The organism is Arthrobacter subterraneus (genome assembly GCF_900099735.1).
GTDB classification, from domain to species: domain Bacteria; phylum Actinomycetota; class Actinomycetes; order Actinomycetales; family Micrococcaceae; genus Arthrobacter_D; species Arthrobacter_D subterraneus.
In genome coordinates, this window is record NZ_FNDT01000006.1 from 38,715 (window position 1) to 59,036 (window position 20,322).

A 20,322-nucleotide genomic window follows, 5' to 3' on the forward strand; every position below is an offset into this window, starting at 1 on the left:
CTGCTGGCACCCATCGCTCTACAGGGAATTTTCACTCACACCGGTCTCAGGCCGAGCCAGCAGAGCTGCAGGGGGCTAGGAATGGACTCAAGCGGTATCGCCTTGACTCTTCCTTCGAGGAATTTCAATGATGTTGTCAACGGACTATCTGCTTGGCTGGCGGTAATCCCCTCGCTCCCCCATGAATCAAGCCAGTCGCCCACGTCAGCTCCCCACCATGCCCGCAGAAGCCTGGTCGTGACTGCTGTCACCCGGGTGTTATGGTCGATACGTCCACACGGGAGCCCTGATGCAGGGGCTGAGATCGGGCTGATGCAGCCTGCGACCGTCGAACCTGTCCGGGTAATGCCGGCGAAGGAAGAGGAATCCCATTATGAGCGCATCTGCTCAGCACGCCCTGGCCTACGTCCACAATCAGGAACACGACCTCCACGTCCCCGTCACGGAGATTTCGCTGGAGGACAGTCCCGGCGGCACCCCAAATAACCCGCTGCAGGTCTACCGTACGGCTGGACCTGGCAGTGACCCGGTTGTCGGACTGCCCCCGCTACGCGCCTCCTGGGTCAAGGGACGCGGTGATGTCGAAACCTACACTGGCCGTGAGAGGAACTTGCTCGACGACGGCCGCTCCGCTATCCGGCGTGGTGCAGCATCCCAGGAATGGAAAGGCTCCCAGCCGGTGCCGCTGCGTTCCATGGAAGGCCGCACCGTTACCCAGATGCACTACGCCCGAGCGGGGATCATTACCGAGGAGATGCGGTTCGTGGCGCTCCGGGAGAACTGCGACGTCGAACTGGTCCGCTCCGAGCTCGCGGCGGGTCGGGCCATCATCCCCTCCAACATCAACCACCCCGAGTCTGAGCCGATGATCATCGGCAAGGCTTTTCTGGTGAAGATCAATGCCAATATCGGCAACTCCGCGGTGACCAGCTCCATTGCCGAAGAAGTCGACAAAATGCAGTGGGCAACCCGGTGGGGTGCGGACACCGTCATGGACCTGTCCACCGGCGATGACATTCACACCACCCGGGAATGGATCATCCGCAACTCCCCCGTTCCCATCGGCACAGTGCCCATCTACCAGGCCCTGGAGAAGGTCAACGGCGAGGCCAACGCCCTCACTTGGGAAATTTTCCGCGACACCGTCATCGAGCAGTGCGAACAGGGCGTGGACTACATGACCATCCACGCTGGAGTACTACTGCGCTACGTGCCTCTGACGGCCGAGCGAGTCACCGGCATCGTCTCCCGCGGAGGATCGATCATGGCCGGCTGGTGCCTAGCCCACCACAAGGAGAACTTCCTCTACACCCACTTCGACGAACTCTGCGAGATCTTCGCCCGCTACGACGTCGCTTTCTCCCTCGGCGACGGGTTGCGCCCAGGATCGATCGCCGATGCCAACGACGCGGCCCAGTTCGCAGAGCTGGACACCCTGGCAGAGCTCACCGCACGCGCCTGGGAGTACGACGTGCAAGTCATGGTCGAAGGCCCCGGGCACATCCCGCTGCACCTCGTCCGGGAGAACGTGGAGCGGCAGCAGGAGCTATGCAACGGAGCCCCGTTCTACACGCTGGGGCCACTGGTGACCGACATCGCGCCAGGCTACGACCACATCACCTCAGCCATCGGAGCCACCGAGATCGCCCGCTACGGCACAGCCATGCTCTGCTACGTCACTCCGAAGGAGCACCTCGGGCTGCCGAACAAGGACGACGTGAAGACCGGCGTCATCACCTACAAGATCGCAGCCCACGCCGCCGACCTCGCCAAGGGCCACCCCGGTGCCTTCGAACGCGACAATGCCCTCTCCAAGGCCAGGTTCGAGTTCCGCTGGCGGGACCAGTTCGCCCTGTCCCTGGACCCGGAAACCGCCGAAGCCTTCCACGACGAGACACTGCCAGCCGAGCCGGCCAAAACCGCTCACTTCTGCTCAATGTGCGGGCCGAAGTTTTGCTCCATGCGCATCTCCCAAGACATTCGCGACCAGTTCGGCGGCACCGCCCAACAGGAGGCCATCGTTGGGATGGAGGAGAAATCCGCCCAGTTCAGGGCCTCCGGTGGCAAGGTCTACGTAGAGATGCCGGCAGTGCCTGCCAGCTGAGAGCCCGGTTTTCCGCTGGTGGGGCGGGCTCGACGGCGGGCGTTACACAACCGTGGACGCAGTGTTTCCAGGAAGGCAACGCCCGCCGGATAGCCCCGTGCCTTATGCTGGGCATTTTTCCTCCAAACGCATCACACGGTCCGAACAGCTGATGCCGGCTGGACCTCATAGGCGGTTCGGTTGCGAAGCATGGTCCACATTACGTTGAGTCGTCGTCGGGCCAGAGAGAGTACTGATTGAGTGTGGGTTTTTCCTTCAGCGCGTTTGCGGGGGTAGCCAAGACAGTACAACTGCCCTGCGAACTACCTGCTCAACAACATAACAACGGCACCTATTTCGACCTGAAGGCCGAGGTTCTGGGAAGGTACTACGCCGGTGCCCGTTGACATGTGACCCTTTCCACATGAAGCTGTAACCGTGAAGCCCGACAGGGCTTCACAATGCTGCTGGCACCCACCGCTCTACAGGGAATTTCACTCACACCGGTCTCAGGCCGAGCCAGCAGAGCTGCAGGGGGCTAGGAATGGACTCAAGCGGTATGGCCTTGACTCTTCCTTCGAAGGAGCAGCATGAGCAAGTCATACCGCCGGAGATCGGGAAAGGCTGTGCTGGCTTCGCTGACCGGCCTCGTCCTTGCCTCCAGCATGTGGGCACCGGCGTCGGCAGTGGAAGCACCGGATTCCGGCAGCCCTACAGCTGAAGGGGTCGCGCTGCAACCGGCTTTCGATGCCAAGGTCAGCCGCGAACTCGCTGAAAAAACGGGTCCGACGGCGGCATACGTCCAGTTCGCCGGCAAGGGAGCCTTCGAACAGACACAGCCCGCGGAAGTCCGCCGCAACGGATTCACCGCCCCGGTTCCCCGGAGGGACCGCGTTCTGGAGATCCGGGCCGGCATTCAGGCGAAGGCCGCCGAGGTGGCAGCCCAGGCGGGTGCTTCGGAGCTGTACACCACCACCAACACTCTTCCCGGCGTCGCAATCCAGGGTGATGCTGAGGCGATCAAGGCCCTCGCTGCCCGCCCGGACGTCGTGAAGATCACCGGGCTCGTGCCGAAGACCGTCGAGAACAAGGGCGCTGACATCGACACGCGCGCCCTTGAAGCATGGACCGCGCGGGACAACACCGGTGAGGGCATCACCATAGCCGTACTGGACACGGGCCTTGACTACACTCACGCCGGGTTCGGCGGTCCAGGCACCATCGAGGCGTTCGAACAGGCCAGGGCGGATGCCGAGCCTGATCCGGCGCTCTACGATCCGGCGAAGTTCCTTGGCGGTTATGACCTGGTGGGTGACGCCTACGACGCGTCGGATCCGGTTCGCTCCGTGCCCCAGCCCGACCTCAACCCGCTCGACTGCCAGAGCCACGGCTCCCACGTGTCCGGCACCGCCGCCGGCTACGGAGTGAACGACGACGGCACCACCTTCGAGGGCGACTACAGCACCCTTACTGCCGAGGCCGTCAATGCCATGCGCATCGGGCCGGGCTCCGCTCCCGAAGCCGGCCTGGTGGCCCTCCGCGTCTTCGGTTGTGAGGGCTCCAGCCTGGTTGTAGGCCAGGCCCTGGACTTTGTCCTGGACCCCAACCGGGACGGCAACTTCGATGACCGCGCCCAGGTAGTCAACATGTCGCTGGGCTCCTCCTTCCCAGCCTATGACGATCCGGAAAACGACATCGTCAACGCGCTGACCGCGCAGGGCGTCCTCTCTGTGGTGTCCTCCGGGAACGACGGCGATGTCTACGACATCGGCGGCTCCCCCGGCAGCGCCGAATCCGCGCTCACCGTCGCGGCGAGCGTAGGCTCCCAGGTCACCCTCGACCGTATCGACGTTCTGGCGCCCCAGCCCGGAACCGCCTCGGGACAGTACAGCGTGAACTTCAACTATGTCGAGGCCACCGAGGCACAGCTCACCGGTACCGTGGTCAAGCCGCCGGCCGGTCTGGACCGCTTCGGCTGCCAGGCGTTTCCCGCGGGAACGTTCAACGGTGAATGGGTGTGGCTGGACTGGGAAGACCTCGGCACCCCCTTCCCCTGCGGCTCAGCGACACGCTTCGACAATGTTGAGGCAGCCGGCGGTGCGGGCGTGGTCCTGAGTTCCCCCCGCGACGTGTTCGATGCAGGAATCGGCGGTAACGCCACCATTCCGGGCGTACAGTTCAACCGCGCTTCTTCCGAGGCGCATGAGCCCGCTGCTGCGGCCGGCACGCTCCAGATCCGGCTCGATCCCACCTTCCAGGCAACGGCCACCGGTCCCTCCAATGCGCAGGACACCCTTGCGGCCTTCTCCTCTCGCGGTGTTCACGGTTCCAACGGCGTGGTGAAGCCCGATGTCACCGCTCCCGGGGTTTCCATCGGATCCGTCCAGGTGGGCACCGGCAACGGCGCTTCCGTGAAGAGCGGCACCTCCATGGCCGCGCCGCACACAGCGGGCATCGCCGCACTGCTCCTGTCCGCGCATGAGTACAACCCGTACCAGGCCAAGAGCGTCATCATGAACACCGCGACGCATGACCTGCTGACCGCCGACGGCGTCAAGTACGCACCGAACCGGGTAGGGTCGGGCCGCGTTGATGCCATCCAGGCCCTGGATACCCCGGTCCTGGCGTACGCCACGGACCAACCGGCGCTCACCTCGGTGAACTTCGGGGTCCTTGAGCTCGGGACGGAGGCGCTGACGGTGACCAAGCAGGTCACCGTGCAGAACCGTTCAAACGTTCCGGTGACGTACAACGCCGGCTATCTTGCGGCGTCGACCATGCCCGGTGTGTCCATCTCGGTGTCTCCGGCGATCATCACGGTTCCGGCGAACAATCCGGCAACGCTGAACGTCACGCTGACGGTTGCGGATCCGGCCGCCCTCGCCAAGACCATCGATCCTGCGGCGGAGGAAATCCAGGCGGGCATTCCTCGCCAGTACCTTGCGGATGCGTCCGGACGGGTTCAGCTGCTGGGCGTCGACGGCCAGGAACTCCGCGTTCCTGTCTACTCGGCTCCGAAGCCGACGTCGGACATTTCGGCCGGGCCGGAAGTCGTCTATGACGACGCCGCGGACCTGGAGAGCAGCATTGCGCTCTCCGGCCGCGGGCTGGCGCAGGGTGTGCCGGGCGAGTCCGCCTATCAGTCCATCGTGTCGCCGCTGGTTCTCGGTGCCGAGAGCCCGAAGGCGCCGACGCGGCCGCTGGAATCCCTGTATTCGTTTGACCTGCGGGCAGTCGGCGCGGCGTCAACGGTTCCGGCCCTGGTCGATGCCGCCGGGGACCGCACCGCGGGCGTGCTGAACTTCGGGATCAGCACCTGGCAGAACTGGTCGCAGCTCGGGGGCAACAACGGCGTATCGATCGACATCGACACCGACGGCGACAGCACAGTGGATTACGTGGTGCAGACGCTCCGGCTCGGCGACCTCGGACCTGCCGCTCCGACACTGGACATGATCCTGTTCGAGGTTGTCACGATCGACGATGCGGGAGCACCCATCTTCGACACCGACCTCTACTTCGCCAACGGCGTGGACGGCAGTGTGGACACCAACACGTTCGACACCAACGTCATCACCCTGCCCGTACCGGTGACGGAACTCGGAATGGATGCGGCGGCGCTCAGCGCCTCGGCTCCCATCCAGTACCGCGTCTCAACCTCCAGCGCGTTCAACGTTGATGAGAACGGCAATTCGGCCGGCCCGGTGGACACCACCGACTGGATCGCTTTCAACGTCACCCAACCCGCCCTGTGGTTCGAGGGCGGCGAGCCCGCCGCGGCGTCCTTCATCTCGGCCGATGGCGTCACCCTGAACGTCAACCGCCAGGAAAACGTGACGGACGCGAAGGCCCTCTTCCTGCATCACCACAATGCGACGGATCAGAAGGACGAGATTGTCCCGATCTCCGTAGCCGGTGCACCGGCCGTCAACAAGGACCTCGACGGCGACGGTCTTCCCGACGTCGTTGTCCGCAACTCTGCGGGGCAGCTCCTGCTGTACCCGGGGAACGGGTCGGGCGGGTTCCTGACCAGCCGCGTGATTGGTACGGGCTGGAACTCGATGACCGCCATCCACATTCCGGGTGACTGGAACGGGGACGGCAATGTTGACGTTGTGGCGCGGGACTCCGCCGGCAGGCTGTGGCTCTATGCAGGCACCGGAAGCGGAACGCTCACCCGCGGCGTCCCCATCGGAAGCGGCTGGAACGGACTGGCGATCGTCACCCCCGGTGATTTCAACGGTGACGGCAACGTGGACCTGATTGCCCGCCTCGGTGACGGCACCCTTCGGCTCTACCCGGGCAACGGCACCGGCGGGTTCGGTACCCGCACGCCTATCGGCTCGGGCTGGACCGGCTACACGATCGTTGGCCCCGGCGACTTCTCCGGGGACGGCAACGCGGACCTGCTGGCCCGCGACACCACCGGGAAGCTCTTCCTCTACCCGGGGAACGGCGCCGGTGGATTCGGTACCCGCACGCAGGCGGGACAGGGCTGGAACGGTTTCACCCTGGTTGGCCCGGGCGACTTCTCCGGGGACGGCAACGCGGACCTGCTGGCCCGCGACTCCACCGGCCGCCTCTTCCTGTACTCAGGGAACGGCGAGGGCGGCTTCTCCGGCAAGGTCCAGAACGGAAAGGGCTGGGGCGGCTTCACCTGGATGGTCCCGTAGTCCCCTAACCCGCCCCCTCCTCTGCGTTGAGTTGGCAGCGTCCGGTCGGCGCTGCCAACTCAATGCGGCGTGCGGACGGGCCAACTCAACGCGGGGGATGACTCTACGCGGAGGCCTCGGCCCGTTCGGCGAGCCGGGCCCGGTACGCCGCGACGGCCGCCCGGTTCCCGCACCCCGACTCACAGAACCGCCGCGAGCGGTTCTTGGATAGATCCACGAGCACGTTGGTGCAGTCCTCCGCCGCACAGGTCCGCAGGCGGCCCAGTTCCTTGCTGCGGATGAGGTCCACGAAGGCCATCGCCGCCTCCACCGCCATGCGCGCGGACAGCGGCGCCTCCAACGGTGTCGCGTGGATGTGGTAATCCCAGGAGTCGTGCCGGACCAGCTGCGGCAGGGCATTGAACTCGCGCAGGAGCGCGTTCACCGTGTCCACGACCGCGTCCTCGTCGCCGCTCCAGAGGGAGCGCAGGCGCGGGCGGAGGTTCCGGACGGCGTCGAGCTCTGCCTCATCAAGGGCGAGGTTGCCGCTCCAGTTCCAATCCCGGGCAAAGCGTTCGAGGGCATCGGCGTCGGGCAGCTGTTCACCGTCCTCGGTGTTCACCAGCGCGGCGGCACTGCGCAGTCCCTCTTCGGTGTCATTGGCAAAAAGCATGGGGCTCCTGTTCGGGTGGCTCCACCTTAGCCCGAGTGGGTCTGCAGGAATGAGTAGACCTCTGTCTCATCCACTCCCGGGAAGGCGCCCGGCGGCATGGCCGCCAACAGGTGCGAATGCGCCCGCGCGCTGGGCCACGCGAAGCCGGACCATTCCTGAGCCAACGACGACGGCGGCAACTTGCAGCACGACTCCTCCGGACAGCGGGACTCACCACGGATGGGAGTATCCCGCCCCCGGAACCACTTCACGTGGGCGTACGGCACACCGACGCTGAGCGAGAACTCCCCCGCCGCAGCACGCTCGGTCCGTGCGGTACACCAGTAGGTGCCGCTGGGTGTATCGGTGTACTGGCTGTAGGCCGAGAACCGGTCCGGGACATCGAACACCACCCGTGAGGTCCACTTCTTGCAGGAGGGCTGGCCTTCAATAGCGCCGGTGTGGTCCTGGGGGAAGGTCACGCCGTCGTTCTCGTAGGCCTTGTAGATGATCCCGCTCTGGTGGGTCTTCTGGAAATGGGTGGGGATTCCGAGGTGCTCGGTGGCGAGGTTGGTGAACCGGTGCGCGGCGGTCTCGTAGGAGACTGCGAAGGAGTCCCGGATGTCCTCGACCGCGATCTCCTTGGCCGCTTTCGCAGCCTGGAGGAACTCGACCGTGGCCTTCTCGGGCAGCAGCAGCGCCGCAGCGAAATAGTTGGTGGCCACCCGCTGCCGCAGGAACTCCCGGTAGTTTTCAGGAGTCTTGTGCTGCAGGACGTAGTGCCCCAGGGCCTGCAGCAGTACGGACCGGGGGTCATGATCCGTCCGCTGCGACTGCGTGAGGTAGATGCGCCGGTTCTTCAGGTCCGTCACGGAGCGGGTTGAGTGCGGCAGGTCCCCCACGTGATGGAGCGTGAACCCGAGGTGCGCGGCGATGTCCGCGATCAGGTGCTGCGACAGGGGCCCACGGGTATGCCCCACGGACGCCAGGACCTTCTGCGCCTCCGCCTCGATGTCGGGGAAATAGTTGTTCTGCCTGCGCATGATGCCGCGGAGCTCGGCGTTGGCACGGCGGGCTTCCTCCGGGGTGGCCACCTGCTCGTTCAGCCGGCGTTCAAGCTCGGCCTGCAGGCCGACGAGGGCCTCGAGCGCCTCCATCGGCAACCGCGCTGACGTGCGTACCTTCGGCAGGCCCAGCGATTCATACAACGGTCCCCGCTGGGCACGCTCCAGGGCAATTTCCAGGGCTGCGCGCCGGCTTGGCGGCTCAGCCCCGAGCAGCTGGTCGACGCTCACCTCAAGCGCCTTGGCGAGCGACTGCAGCATCCCGAGCCGCGGTTCGCGCTTACCGTTTTCCATCAGTGAGAGCTGGGAGGGCGCAGTACCGACGACGGCGCCAAGCTCCTCCAGCGTCATGCGCCGGCTCTTGCGGAGGTGCCTCAGGCGGCGCCCGAGGCTGATGGCATCTTCGCCTTCCGGCACCGTTTCCGTTTCGGGCTGCCGGGTTCGATTCCAGCTCGAAGTCGTCATTTCTTGACGATACGCGAAGAAATGCGTTTCTTTCCAGAGCTTTGCCCTACTTGACGCTTGCAGGATGCGCGATTGTTGATTTCACCAGGAGTTACCGCAGAGGCATAGACGCCTCCCGGAAGGAGAAAACACAATGACGCAGGAAGCCGTAAACAACGCACACACCCAGGCAGTCCGTGAACTCGAGCTTGAGTGGGCAGCCGATCAGCGCTGGGACGGGATCCAGCGTGATTACTCGGCGGCCGACGTCGTACGCCTTCGCGGCAGTGTTCAGGAGGAACACACGCTCGCCCGGCGTGGTGCCGAGAAGCTGTGGCAACAGCTCACCAGCCAGGCACAGACCGGCGGATACACCAACGCCCTCGGCGCACTGACCGGCAACCAGGCCGTGCAGCAGGTCAAGGCCGGGCTGAAGGCCATCTACCTGTCCGGCTGGCAGGTTGCCGCGGACGCCAACCTGTCCGGACAGACCTACCCGGACCAGTCGCTCTACCCGGCGAACTCGGTTCCGCAGGTGGTCCGGCGGATCAACAACGCGCTGCAGCGGGCTGACCAGATCGAGTGGGCCGAGGGCACGCAGTCGGTAGAGGACTGGTTTGTACCGATCGTCGCCGACGCCGAGGCCGGCTTCGGCGGACCGCTGAACGCGTACGAGCTGATGAAGTCGATGATCGCGGCCGGCGCTTCGGGTGTGCACTGGGAGGACCAGCTCGCCTCCGAGAAGAAGTGCGGCCACCTCGGCGGGAAGGTCCTCATCCCCACCCAGCAGCACATCCGCACCCTCAACGCAGCCCGCCTCGCCGCGGACGTCGCCGGGACCCCGAGCGTCATCATCGCCCGGACCGATGCCGAAGCCGCCACGCTGATCACCTCCGACGTGGACGAACGCGACCAGGAATTCATCACCGGCGAACGCACCGCCGAGGGCTTCTACAAGGTCCGCAACGGCATCGAACCCTGCATCGCCCGCGCCAAGGCGTACGCCCCCTACTCGGACCTGATCTGGATGGAAACCGGCACCCCGGACCTGGAACTGGCCCGCCGGTTCGCCGAAGCCGTGAAGTCAGAGTTCCCCGACCAGATGCTCTCCTACAACTGCTCGCCGTCATTCAACTGGAAGAAGCACCTCGACGACGCCACCATCGCGAAGTTCCAGCGCGAACTCGGCGCCATGGGCTTCACGTTCCAGTTCATCACCCTCGCCGGGTTCCACGCCCTCAACTACTCGATGTTCGATCTCGCCCACGGCTATGCCCGCGAAGGCATGAGCGCCTACGTCGAACTCCAGGAAAAGGAATTCGCTTCTGAATCCCGCGGCTACACCGCAACCCGCCACCAGCGGGAGGTCGGCACCGGCTACTTCGACCAGGTAGCGAGCGCCCTCAACCCGACCGGCAGCACCCTTGCCCTTGCCGGCTCCACCGAGACGCAGCAGTTCCACTAACCCCTCCCCCTCTCCCTCCCCGTGAGTTGGCAGGACACACCCCTTATGGACGCCCGTTAGCGGCGTGTCCTGCCAACTCAACGCAGCTTTCAAGGAGTTACCCATGAACATCAACGGCATTTCGCTGACCGCACCGCCCATCCCACGCCAGAATGAAATCCTGACCCCCGAGGCACTGGACTTCCTCCGCGAACTCCACGCCGTCGCCGAACCGCGCCGCCAGGAACTCCTCCAGCGCCGGCGCGATGCCCGCAACCGGATTGCCCGCGGCGAGGACCCGCGATTCCTGCCCGAGACCGCGCACATCAGGAACGACGACGGCTGGCAGGTTGCGCCGCCGGCACCCGGCTTGGAGGACCGCCGGGTCGAGATCACCGGACCCGTGGACCGCAAAATGACGGTCAACGCCCTGAACTCCGGGGCGAACGTCTGGCTGGCGGACCTCGAGGACTCGCTGACCCCCACCTGGGCCAATGTCATCAACGGCCAGCTGAACCTGCAGGACGCGCTCAACCGCCGCATCGACTTCACCACCGATGAGGGCAGGGAGTACCGGCTCGGCGAGAAGCTGCCCACCGTCGTCGTACGTCCGCGCGGCTGGCACCTGCCGGAACAGCACCTGCTGATCGACGGGGAACCCATCTCCGGCGGGATCGTGGACTTCGGGTTGTATTTCTTCCATAACGCACGCACGTTGATTGAACAGGGCCGCGGCCCCTACTTCTACCTGCCGAAGCTCGAGAACCACCTTGAGGCCAGGCTGTGGAATGACATCTTCCTCCGCGCCCAGGAACTGCTCGGCATCCCCTGCGGAACCATCCGCGCCACCGTGCTCATCGAGACGATCACCGCGGCGTTCGAGATGGAGGAGATCCTCTACGAGCTGCGCGAACACTCCTCGGGCCTGAACGCCGGCCGCTGGGACTACATTTTCTCGCTGATCAAGAACTTCCGGCTCCGCGGCCCGCGGTTCGTCCTGCCCGACCGCACCATGGTCACCATGACCGCGCCCTTCATGCGGGCTTACACCGAACAGCTGGTGCGGGCCTGCCACCGCCGCGGTGCGCATGCCATCGGCGGCATGTCCGCATTCATCCCCAACCGTCGGGATGAGGTGGTGAACGCCGTCGCACTCGAGAAGGTGCATACAGACAAGATGCGCGAGGCCTCGGACGGCTTCGACGGCTCCTGGGTGGCCCACCCGGACCTGGTTCCGGTTGCGCGGGCGGTGTTCGACGTCGTGCTCGGCGAACAGCCCAACCAGCTCCGCCGGCAGCGCACCGACGTCGTTCCGGATGACCGCGCGCTCATCGACCTCACCGGTACGCAGGGGCTCATCACGGAGGCCGGCATCCGCACCAACCTCGAGGTGGGGGTCCGCTACCTGGAGGCGTGGCTGCGCGGGAACGGCGCGGTGACGCTGAAGAACCTGATGGAGGACGCCGCCACCGCGGAGATCTCCCGCTCGCAGATCTGGCAGTGGATCCACGTCCACGCGGTTACCGACGACGGCGAGATCGTCACCCGCGAGTGGGTATCGGAGCTGCTGGAGGACGAGTTCGAGCGGCTGCCCCGCTTCGATGATGACCGGTTCGACGACGCCCGTCAGCTCTTCGAGGAGGTTGCCCTCGGCGAGGACTTCCCTGAGTTCCTCACCCTCCCCGCATACACCCGGCACCTCTGCGCCGGGCAGCGGCCGGCTCCGGCTCGGGCTCTGCAGCGGTAGCCCCCGCCCGTTGAGTTGGCAGCGTCCGGGCGGTGCTGCCGCTCCGTGGGGTTCGAGAATCTATTCACGTATCAGGACACACCCCTTATGGAGCGACATAACCGGTGTGTCCTGCCAACTCAACGCGGGGTTTCGGGAGAGGACGACGACGGCGGTGCCCCGGGAATAGGGCACCGCCGTCCTTCCGTTGCCAACAGTATGCACATTGAAATCTGGTCAGACGTCAAATGCCCCTGGTGCTTTGTAGGCAAGCGCCGCTTCGAGAAGGCCCTCGCAGACTTCCCGCATCGTGAGAGCGTCGAGGTGACCTGGAAGAGCTTCCAGCTGGACCCCAACCTCCCCGAGCATTACGACGGCACCGAGCAGCAGTACCTCGCCGAACGCAAGGGGATCGCCCCGGAGCAGGTCCGCCAGATGTGGAATCAGCTCACCACCTCAGCGGCCGACGTCGGTGTGAACTTCGACTTCGATTCCGTGGTGGTCGGCAACAGCTTCACCGCTCACCGGTTCCTGCACCTGGCGAAGTCGCTCGGCAAGGGCAACGAGGCGAAGGAAGCCATCCTGTCCGCGCACTTCGAGCAGGGTCTGGACACGTCCGACGTCGAGGTCCTCGTCACCCTCGGCACGGACCTCGGCATTGATGAGCAGTCGGTCCGCGACACCATCGCCGGGGACCGTTTTGCCGACGACGTCCGCCGGGACATCAATGAGGCCCAGACACTCGGCGTGAGCGGGGTCCCGTTTTTCGTGATCGACCGGAAGTACGGCATCTCGGGAGCGCAGCCAGTTGAACTGTTCCGGCAGGCGCTGGACCAGGCGTGGCAGGAAGCCCACCCTCTCGTGCCCGTCTCGGCAACACCGGACGGCGAGGCCTGCGGCCCGGACGGCTGCTAGTCAGCCGCCCGCCGTCGTCGTTCCCTGCCTCCCGTGAGGCGGCAGTTCCCGTCAGAGAGGCGCTTCCCCTCCGGGAGCGGTATTTCCTATCAGGGAGCGACCGACGGCGACGGCGTGGCGCTCGCCGTTGGCGGCAGTTCACACGTGAGCGCCCCGGGTTCCGCGTTGACTTCCTCGGCGGGAATCAGCGCCTCGTATTCGGAGCCCAGCACCACGTCCACCGTGGCGTCGGGCCGCTCGTCTTCCACGTAGACCGTTTCCGGTATGGTCCGCTGCAGGGTGAGGGCCTGAGCGTACCCGGCTGGGCCCGAGACCACGATGGCAGTCATGTTGGTCCGGCCGACCGTCCGGTTGCCCAGCGCGCCCACGGTGAAGCCCCGTTCCTCGAGGGCTGTGGCGGCGTTCCCTGCGAGACCCTCGATGCTGGTGCTGTTGAGGACATTGACGGTGACCGCTGCCGGGTCCACCAGGTCGAACGGACCGGCCGGGCACGCACTCGTCGGGATGGGCGACGGTTCACTGACGGGCAGCTTGATGTCTCCCCGGGCCAGTGCGAGCGCAAAAATCACGGCCGCCGCGAGCAGCGCCACCAGCAGCACCAGAACCACGCCATGGCGGAGCCTGCGCATGTAGATGTGGGGACGTTCCACATTGCCGTCATCGGCAAATACCGTTTCGAGATCGTTCTCGGTGACAATCCGGTGTCCGTGCCACTCGATCGGGTTCTTCTTCGACCGGATGGGTTTGCGATGTGGGGTCCTAGGCATCGATGACCAGGACGCGGGCATGCAGGATGGTGCGCTGATGGAGGGCTGTGCGAACGGCCCGGTGCAGCCCGTCCTCGAGGTAGAGCGTGTCATTCCACTGCACTACGTGGGGGAACAGGTCGCCGAAGAACGTGGAGTCCTCCGCGAGCAGAGCCTCCAGGTCGAGGGTGGTTTTGGTGGTGACGAGCTCGTCCAGCCGGACCTGCCGTGGCGCCACGCCTGCCCAGTCCTTGGGCGTCACGTGTCCATGGTCGGGATAGGGGCGTCCGTCACTCACTGCTTTGAAGATCACCAATACAGCCTAGGCAAGATAACGCCGCAATGGAATGTGGCGCTCTGGCGGCGCGCCCGGAGTGGCCAAATGGTTACCATAAAACTTTTTGTCGCCGTTCTGCTGCTATGACCCGCTTTTGACAGCAGAACGGCGACAAAAGCTCCCGTAGGTGGGGTGGAATGCGGGGGTCAGGTGGCGTCGATCGGGATGATGCGTGTTCCCACCACTGCTCCGGTGATCCAGTCCTCCCAGTCGACTCGCAGGAAGTAGCGGCCCGGTGCCGGCGGATGCAGCAGCATGTCGTAACGCTCGGCTGCGCCGTACGCGAGCCTGCTGGTGGTCAGCGGGTAGCCGGAGTCACGGCAGCTCAATGCCGGCGCACCCGGAACCGACGTGTCCCGGAACGGACGTCCGTCGTGGGAGATCAACTCGGCCATCGGCACTTCCACCCCTGCGGCGTCGGTGAAGGTCACTATGTTCGGTAGGTAGTTGGCATTGACAGTCCTCAGGAGCGTCGGCTTCCGCGCCCCTCCCGCCACGTTGGCGCGCAGCACCGACAGGCTCCACACACGTTCCCGGCCGGCGGGACGACGCGCCAGCTCCCCGCCCAAGAGGTAAAAGTGGCGGGGTTCAAACCGGTTGAGCCCGGCGTCCTCCCCGGACAATCCGTCCGCATGGTTCATTTCATGCCAGCGCGGGTCCACACAGTAGGGAGCGAACAGCGCCTCGGTGTCGATGTCATACTCCGGTCCATCCACAAAGGCGCGCCGCGCTCCGGGAGTCACCGGGTAGTCCGGATGCACCACCGGGTCGATCACGAGCGGCCCGAACATCCCCATCTGCACATGCAGCGGGGTGTTCACGTGGCAGTGGTAGAAGTACGTCCCGGCCGCCCCGTAGTTGGGATCACCGGGCCGGCCGGCTTCGGGCTGCATCTGGTAGGTGTACTGCCCGTCCACCTCGAAGGATGTGTGCCCCACACCATCGTTCCGGGGGTCCGGTTCCATGCCGTGCCAGTGAATGGTGTGCGGACCCTTGCTCGGGTGCACGGTGGCGTGGAAGACCTTCCCCTCCTGCACCCGCAGGGTTGGGCCAGGGAAGCCGCGCTCGTACTGCTCGTCCTCGAAGCTCCACATCTCGAACTCGGCGCCGTCGTCAAGCACCAGGTCGCGGCTGTGGAATTCGAAATCGACTGCGAATGCCGGCACCTGCGGGAACTCCGTCACCGGGTTCTCGACCTCAAGCTGCTCGGAGCTGAAATCCACCTGGCTCTGGAACCTGTGGTGCAGCGTCGGTTCCGGGACGGGGGCAGGGACCGGCTGTTCGGTCGGTTCCGCCGTGGCGGACGGGGAAGCGGATGCGCTTGCGCTCGCTGAGGCGGTGGCGGTCGCGGTCGCTGAGGCGGTCGCGGAGGCGCTTGCTGAAGCGGAGGCGGACGACGACGCGCTCGGCTTGGCAGAAGCACTCGGCTTCGCAGAAGCACTGGGCTTCGCAGTGGCACTCGGCTTCGCAGACGCACCGGGCTTCGCGGAAGCGCTGGGTTTGGACCGCGCCCGTTGGCGCTCTACCCGTCGTCGTTCCGCTTCGGCGCGCCTGCGCGCATCCGCCTGGCGCTTCCGCTCAGCCGCAGCGCGCCGTCGTTCTTCTTCCTGACGACGCCGCTGCGCCCGTTCCTGCGCGCGCTCGATCGCCCGGATGGACCGCCGGTCACGGCTGAAAATACTCACGGTGCAGCTCCTGGGACAGGGCCCTTCAGGGTCCAGTGGGCAACGAGGCCGCCGGGATACATTCCGCCGGCAGCGGTCTGGGACGGCTCGGCGTGGCAGTGCATGGGGTACACCCAGTCGGTGGTTCGCGCGAACCAGACGGGATCAATCGCGTCCGGCGGCCGCTTGATGGGGATGATGATGTCCTTGCGGTCCATCGGTTCCAGTTCGACGACGTCCTCCCACTGCTGGAGGACAACGTGGCCGTCATCGCCGACGAATCCTTCCCGTCGCGGCCAATCCACATTGTTGCGGCGAACCGTCCAGATGTGGTTTCCGTGAAAATGCATTTGATGTAGAACAATTCCGGCGTTGACAAGCCGTACCAACTGACCGCCGCGCAGGGTCCCAAGCTCGGTCCCCTCGCCGAATTGCCGTACGTCGAGCTGCCGTGGGTAACCCGAGATCAGGGTTTCCTCCTCGGTAGCGAGGTTGATGCCGTCGTCGAACGTGACGCCGAGCGACTCGAATCCGCTGCGCCCATTGAGGGTGAAGTACCGCGGCACCGCGCGGGTTTGCAAAGGATCCACTGTCTGGCCTGCGGCTTCCATAGACGCCCATCGGGGTTCCACGGTATGGCAGATCCACACCCACTGCCGCTCGAAGGATGCCCGGTCCTTGGCGATATCCCACTGGCACTCCGGGTCCATGACCACGAGCACCCCGAACAGGCCCAGCACCCGTTCAACGGGCGCGTTCGTCGGATCAGTGAAGATGTAGGTCCCCGGCTTCGGGCAGTCGAACTCCAGGAGGGCCACGGAATCCGGAGCAATGGACCCGGTGGTGAGGTCACCGCCGTCGGCGCCTGCCCCATGCACGGTAAGTGTGTGGGGCTTGCCCAGCCGATTCTGTACGCGCAGGCGGACAGTACTCCCCAGTTCGGCGACGATCGTCCGCTGCGGGAAATAGCTCGCCCAGTAGTTGCGGTGGATGACGTACTGCCCGGGGTTGGCGGAGTCCGCTCGCAGCGGCGTAGGCGTCCCGCGGGGAGGCAAGGGAGCCCCGAGCGGGTAGCTGCGGCCGGGAACTACATCACCTGCAACGGTGATGACTGTCGGGTCGAGACGCAGGCTCGGAGTCGGGTCGTCGATGTCGGTGGGCCTGCTGCCGAAGCCGCGGTGGTACACGAGGGTGTCGTCCACCATCTTCAGGTAGCCTTCGTTGATGTAGAGGTCCAGCACGCCGGGCAGCGGCGCCAGTGCCAACGGGATCGGCATGCGCGCCACGCGGGAACGCGGTGCGGAGGGCTGCACCAGCGGCAGCGCCGCGAAGCCCAGCCCCGCCGCTGCGCCAAGCTTGAGGAGGTCACTGCGGGCCAGGATTTCGGGAGGCAACTGCTCAGCCATGATTCTCCTCCAGGGAGCCGGGTCGAAGAGAGATGCGCGGAAGGGCCAGCACCAGCGGAGCAGGGCCGCCCCACGGGTCAGTGAACCGGGCTGAGAGACCGGATGCCCCGCTCGGGACCAGGAAACTGATCCACAGGCTGCGGTGTGAGCCGGGCGTCAACAGGATCTTGGCGACGTCGGCCGCCCGGTTGGTCACCGTCGTCGTGTTCGCGACGAGAAGGCGGAGCTGCCCCGGCGCAAACAGGACATTCCGCTCCGATGTGTTGCGGACCTCCAGCTTCACCGCCACGTGTTCACCCCAGGTGTGGTTGAACGGCTGGGCGGTCCCCGTCACCGCATGCGATCCGGCTGTGTGCCCGCCGGCGCTGAGTACCCCAGCCATGCGGGCCTGCCGCTCTGCGGCTGAGATCCGGACGGAACCGAACGACGTCGGTACCTCCTCGGTGCCGCCGGCTGCGGAAAGGACTCCCCATCCCGCTGCGGTGGCCAGCGCACCGCTGCCTATCAGAATGCCAAAAACTCTGCGCGTGAGTCCGTTGGGACGGTCGGCTGCCTCCCCAGGCATCAGGTCAGCCGCATCCTGCTCGGCCAGCGCGATTTCCTCAATCGCCATTACTCGCCTCTATGTCATGCGTGGATGCTGCAGGAAACCAGTGTTATATCGAGACCTTGGAGAAACCCTTGACCGTCACGAATTACCCGTCGTTGACCGGTTCGCCGGATACTTGAACCATGACTTCCCCTGAGCCCATCGGCCTCCTGCTCGATGTCGACGGACCCGTTGCCAGCCCGGTGTCACGTACTGTGCGTCCCGAGATCATTGACGCGCTGATCGCCCTGGCCGGTGCCGGTTGGCCGGTCATTTTCAACACCGGCCGCTCCGATGAATTCATCCGCGAGGAGGTCATGAACCCCATGCTGGCGGCGGGGATTCCCGAGGGCATCACCTTCCACGCCATCTGCGAGAAGGGTGCAACCTGGTTCAGTTTCGACGCCGGCGGCGCAACCGCGGTGGAGGTTGATGACGCGCTGGCGCTTCCGGCGGCATTCGGGAGTGAGGTGCGGCGCCTCGTTGAAGACCAGTTCGCCGACCATATGTTCTTCGACGAGACCAAACGCGCCATGGTGTCGATCGAGCAGCGTCTCGATGTGGGAAACGCGGACTACCTCGACCGGCAGGGACCGTTCGACGCCGCCGTCCTCGAGATCATGCAGCACTTCGACATGGGGGTCTGCCGTCTGGCCCACCACCTTCCGGACAGCGACGACAGCGTCGACTACCGCGTGGACCCCACCATCATCTCCACCGACATCGAGTCGGTGAGGGTGGGCAAGGACCTGGGCGCCGAGCGGGCGCTGCGCCTCATCGAGGGCGAGGTCCCGCACACCTGGCGGACCGTCGGTGACTCCCGGACCGATTACGCCATGGCGGACTACCTTCACGAGCACGGCTACAGCGTTGCCCACGTGGATGTCCGCCCTGCCGATGGTGTTCCGGAGAAGCCCTACCCGGTGCTGACGGAGGGTGAACTGACCAACGACGACGCCGGTGCCGCCTTCCTGCTCCGCTGCGCCGAAACTGCGGTGTTACCGGTGGTGGAACCGCTTCGCTGAGGAGGCGGATAACCGCCTTTTGGCCCGCGGATTCCTGCGCTCAACGCCGATGGTGTCCGCGTCAGGACTGCAGCGCCTTCTCGATCTCGGCCACGACTTCCGGTGCGTCCGGTTCCACCGTGGGTGGGAACCGCGCGACCACGGAGCCGGCGTCGTTCACCAGGAACTTCTCGAAGTTCCATTTCACGAAGCCCGGCAGGAGACCGGTGCGGAACCGGGTGAGCTCAGCGTAGAGGGGATGCTGGTTCCGGCCCCGGACATCGGTCTTGGTGGTCAGCGGGAAGGTCACGCCGAAGTTCATGGAGCAGAATGCCTGGATGTCCTCTTCCGTACCCGGTTCCTGTGCCATGAACTGGTTGCTCGGTACGCCCAGCACCACCAGGCCCTGATCTGCGTAGGTTCGGTAGAGGCTCTCCAGCGCCGCGTACTGCGGAGTGAATCCGCACTGGGATGCGACATTCACCACCAGAACGGTTTTGCCCTCGAAATCGCCGAAGGTCCGCTCGGTGCCGTCGATCATGGTCAGCGGGATGTCGTGAAGGTTCTGCTGGGGCACTGCTGCTCCTTGTCGGTCACGGGTACTCATGAACACTTCGTTGGCGGCGCCCGCGCGGATGGCTCCCAACGAAGACCTGCATACTGGACCCATGGCGTCACCCTTCTCCCGGCTCCGCGTTGAACTCAAGAACACCTTCACCGGCACCGGTGCCGAGCCGCCGGCCTGGACCGAAGAACTGGCCGAGGGCGACGACGCCGGTTGCTTCCCTCCCGGTTCCGCCGTCTGGGAGGTGCACAGCTCCATGACGCCGACTGTGGGGGGCATCCGAGCGCTGCTGCTGCAGGCGCTCCACCCGGGCGCGATGGCAGGCGTGTATGCGCACTCGAATTTCCGGGAAGACCCGTTGGGGCGGCTGGCCAACACCATCCGCTGGATTTTCACCGTCACGTACGGCTCCACCGAAGCGGCGCGCAGCGCGTCAGGGTGGGTGCGCCGCCTGCACGAGAAGGTGAGCGGCACCTACGTGGATGCGAACGGCGTCGAACATTCCTACAGCGCCAACGATCCGCACCTGGCCTGCTGGGTGCACCTCGCCTTCACCGACTCGTTCCTCAGCGCACACCAGCGGTACGGGCTGCGATTCCCGGGCGGTGCGGACGACTACGTGGCCCAGTGGGCCGTGGCCGGCGAACTGATGGGCGTGACGGACCCGCCGCGCAGCGTCGCCGAGTTACGTTCACAGCTGGCCGCGTACGACGGCGAACTGACCTCCAGCCGCCAGGTCCAGGACGCGCTGGCCTACATCATGCGCCCACCGCTCCCCCGATCGCAGCGGCTGGGCTACCGGGTGCTCTTCACCGGTGCGGTGGCGACGCTGACCCCGCGGCAGCGGGAGATGCTTGGGCTGGCGCTGCCGCACCTCGGGCCGGTTCCGATCCCCGTCAAACCGGCCGTGATGCTGGTGCTCGGCGTGCTGAAACTGGGCCTGGGCAGGCAGGGACCCAGCGAAGCGGCAGCGCTTCGCCGGATCCGTCGCGTCACGGGCTGAGCCGGGGGCGCGCGTCGCGGCCTGAACC

Annotated in this window: 16 protein-coding genes, 1 pseudogene and 1 riboswitch; of the genes and pseudogenes, 8 read left to right on the forward strand and 9 right to left on the reverse strand. The window is 65.6% G+C overall.

Annotated elements, in window-relative coordinates; genetic code table 11:
- The first annotated feature begins 267 nt into the window (after positions 1-267).
- Positions 268-377: riboswitch (TPP riboswitch) on the forward strand.
- Positions 374-2,104: a phosphomethylpyrimidine synthase ThiC gene (thiC, locus tag BLS52_RS08605; RefSeq protein WP_090585961.1), complete on the forward strand. Its 1,731-nt coding sequence runs from the start codon at positions 374-376 to the stop codon at positions 2,102-2,104. (Overlaps the previous riboswitch by 4 nt.)
- A gap of 131 nt (positions 2,105-2,235) precedes the next feature.
- Here the strand turns inward: thiC and BLS52_RS18295 are convergent.
- Positions 2,236-2,379 (reverse strand): annotated as a pseudogene (locus BLS52_RS18295) (IS110 family transposase); the annotation flags it as partial.
- A 294-nt stretch (positions 2,380-2,673) separates the two neighbouring features.
- Between BLS52_RS18295 and BLS52_RS08610 the strand changes: the two are divergent.
- On the forward strand, positions 2,674-6,756 hold the full coding sequence (locus BLS52_RS08610) for a S8 family serine peptidase (protein ID WP_175460124.1): 4,083 nt from the start codon (positions 2,674-2,676) through the stop codon (positions 6,754-6,756).
- A gap of 103 nt (positions 6,757-6,859) precedes the next feature.
- Here BLS52_RS08610 and BLS52_RS08615 read toward each other — a convergent pair whose 3' ends face one another.
- The gene (locus tag BLS52_RS08615) at positions 6,860-7,408 is read right to left on the reverse strand and encodes a CGNR zinc finger domain-containing protein (protein ID WP_090585963.1); all 549 of its coding nucleotides are present in this window, start codon (positions 7,406-7,408) and stop codon (positions 6,860-6,862) included.
- 26 nt (positions 7,409-7,434) lie between these two features.
- A complete protein-coding gene (locus BLS52_RS08620) occupies positions 7,435-8,916 on the reverse strand; it encodes a helix-turn-helix domain-containing protein (RefSeq protein ID WP_026545054.1) in 1,482 nt (493 codons plus the stop codon).
- A gap of 133 nt (positions 8,917-9,049) precedes the next feature.
- Here BLS52_RS08620 and aceA point away from each other — a divergent pair, with 133 nt between their 5' ends.
- The 3 genes from aceA (at position 9,050) to BLS52_RS08635 (ending at position 12,980) form a co-directional block, all read left to right on the forward strand.
- A complete protein-coding gene (gene aceA / locus BLS52_RS08625; RefSeq protein ID WP_090585965.1) occupies positions 9,050-10,360 on the forward strand; it encodes an isocitrate lyase in 1,311 nt (436 codons plus the stop codon).
- Between the two features lie 103 nt (positions 10,361-10,463).
- On the forward strand, positions 10,464-12,086 hold the full coding sequence (gene aceB, locus BLS52_RS08630; protein ID WP_090585967.1) for a malate synthase A: 1,623 nt from the start codon (positions 10,464-10,466) through the stop codon (positions 12,084-12,086).
- Between the two features lie 198 nt (positions 12,087-12,284).
- Positions 12,285-12,980: a DsbA family oxidoreductase gene (locus BLS52_RS08635; RefSeq protein ID WP_026545051.1), complete on the forward strand. Its 696-nt coding sequence runs from the start codon at positions 12,285-12,287 to the stop codon at positions 12,978-12,980.
- Between the two features lie 89 nt (positions 12,981-13,069).
- Here the strand turns inward: BLS52_RS08635 and BLS52_RS08640 are convergent, their stop codons facing one another.
- From BLS52_RS08640 to BLS52_RS08650, 3 genes are all read right to left on the reverse strand, one after another.
- Positions 13,070-13,747 (reverse strand): LytR C-terminal domain-containing protein, encoded by a 678-nt coding sequence (locus BLS52_RS08640; protein ID WP_175460125.1) that lies wholly within the window; start codon positions 13,745-13,747, stop codon positions 13,070-13,072.
- Positions 13,740-14,039: a type II toxin-antitoxin system VapB family antitoxin gene (locus tag BLS52_RS08645; protein ID WP_026545050.1), complete on the reverse strand. Its 300-nt coding sequence runs from the start codon at positions 14,037-14,039 to the stop codon at positions 13,740-13,742. Before BLS52_RS08645 ends, BLS52_RS08640 begins: the two co-directional genes overlap by 8 nt.
- Positions 14,040-14,209: 170 nt before the next feature.
- The gene (locus tag BLS52_RS08650) at positions 14,210-15,286 is read right to left on the reverse strand and encodes a multicopper oxidase domain-containing protein (protein ID WP_245702768.1); all 1,077 of its coding nucleotides are present in this window, start codon (positions 15,284-15,286) and stop codon (positions 14,210-14,212) included.
- A 73-nt stretch (positions 15,287-15,359) separates the two neighbouring features.
- Between BLS52_RS08650 and BLS52_RS18490 the strand changes: the two genes are divergently transcribed.
- The gene (locus tag BLS52_RS18490; RefSeq protein ID WP_175460126.1) at positions 15,360-15,674 is read left to right on the forward strand and encodes a hypothetical protein; all 315 of its coding nucleotides are present in this window, start codon (positions 15,360-15,362) and stop codon (positions 15,672-15,674) included.
- 70 nt (positions 15,675-15,744) lie between these two features.
- Here the strand turns inward: BLS52_RS18490 and BLS52_RS08655 are convergent, their stop codons facing one another.
- Both BLS52_RS08655 and BLS52_RS08660 read right to left on the reverse strand, forming a co-directional pair.
- Positions 15,745-17,133: a multicopper oxidase domain-containing protein gene (locus BLS52_RS08655; protein ID WP_090585972.1), complete on the reverse strand. Its 1,389-nt coding sequence runs from the start codon at positions 17,131-17,133 to the stop codon at positions 15,745-15,747.
- The gene (locus tag BLS52_RS08660) at positions 17,126-17,746 is read right to left on the reverse strand and encodes a DUF4352 domain-containing protein (protein WP_245702769.1); all 621 of its coding nucleotides are present in this window, start codon (positions 17,744-17,746) and stop codon (positions 17,126-17,128) included. The genes BLS52_RS08655 and BLS52_RS08660 overlap by 8 nt, the downstream gene beginning before the upstream one ends.
- A gap of 119 nt (positions 17,747-17,865) precedes the next feature.
- Between BLS52_RS08660 and BLS52_RS08665 the strand changes: the two genes are divergently transcribed.
- Positions 17,866-18,747, forward strand: a complete 882-nt coding sequence (locus BLS52_RS08665; RefSeq protein ID WP_090585974.1) for a Cof-type HAD-IIB family hydrolase — start codon at positions 17,866-17,868, stop codon at positions 18,745-18,747.
- Between the two features lie 61 nt (positions 18,748-18,808).
- Here the strand turns inward: BLS52_RS08665 and BLS52_RS08670 are convergent, their stop codons facing one another.
- On the reverse strand, positions 18,809-19,267 hold the full coding sequence (locus BLS52_RS08670; RefSeq protein WP_175460134.1) for a glutathione peroxidase: 459 nt from the start codon (positions 19,265-19,267) through the stop codon (positions 18,809-18,811).
- 127 nt (positions 19,268-19,394) lie between these two features.
- Here BLS52_RS08670 and BLS52_RS08675 point away from each other — a divergent pair, with 127 nt between their 5' ends.
- Entirely contained in the window at positions 19,395-20,294 is a 900-nt protein-coding gene (locus BLS52_RS08675) for an oxygenase MpaB family protein (RefSeq protein WP_090585977.1), read from the forward strand.
- The last annotated feature ends 28 nt before the right edge of the window (positions 20,295-20,322 follow it).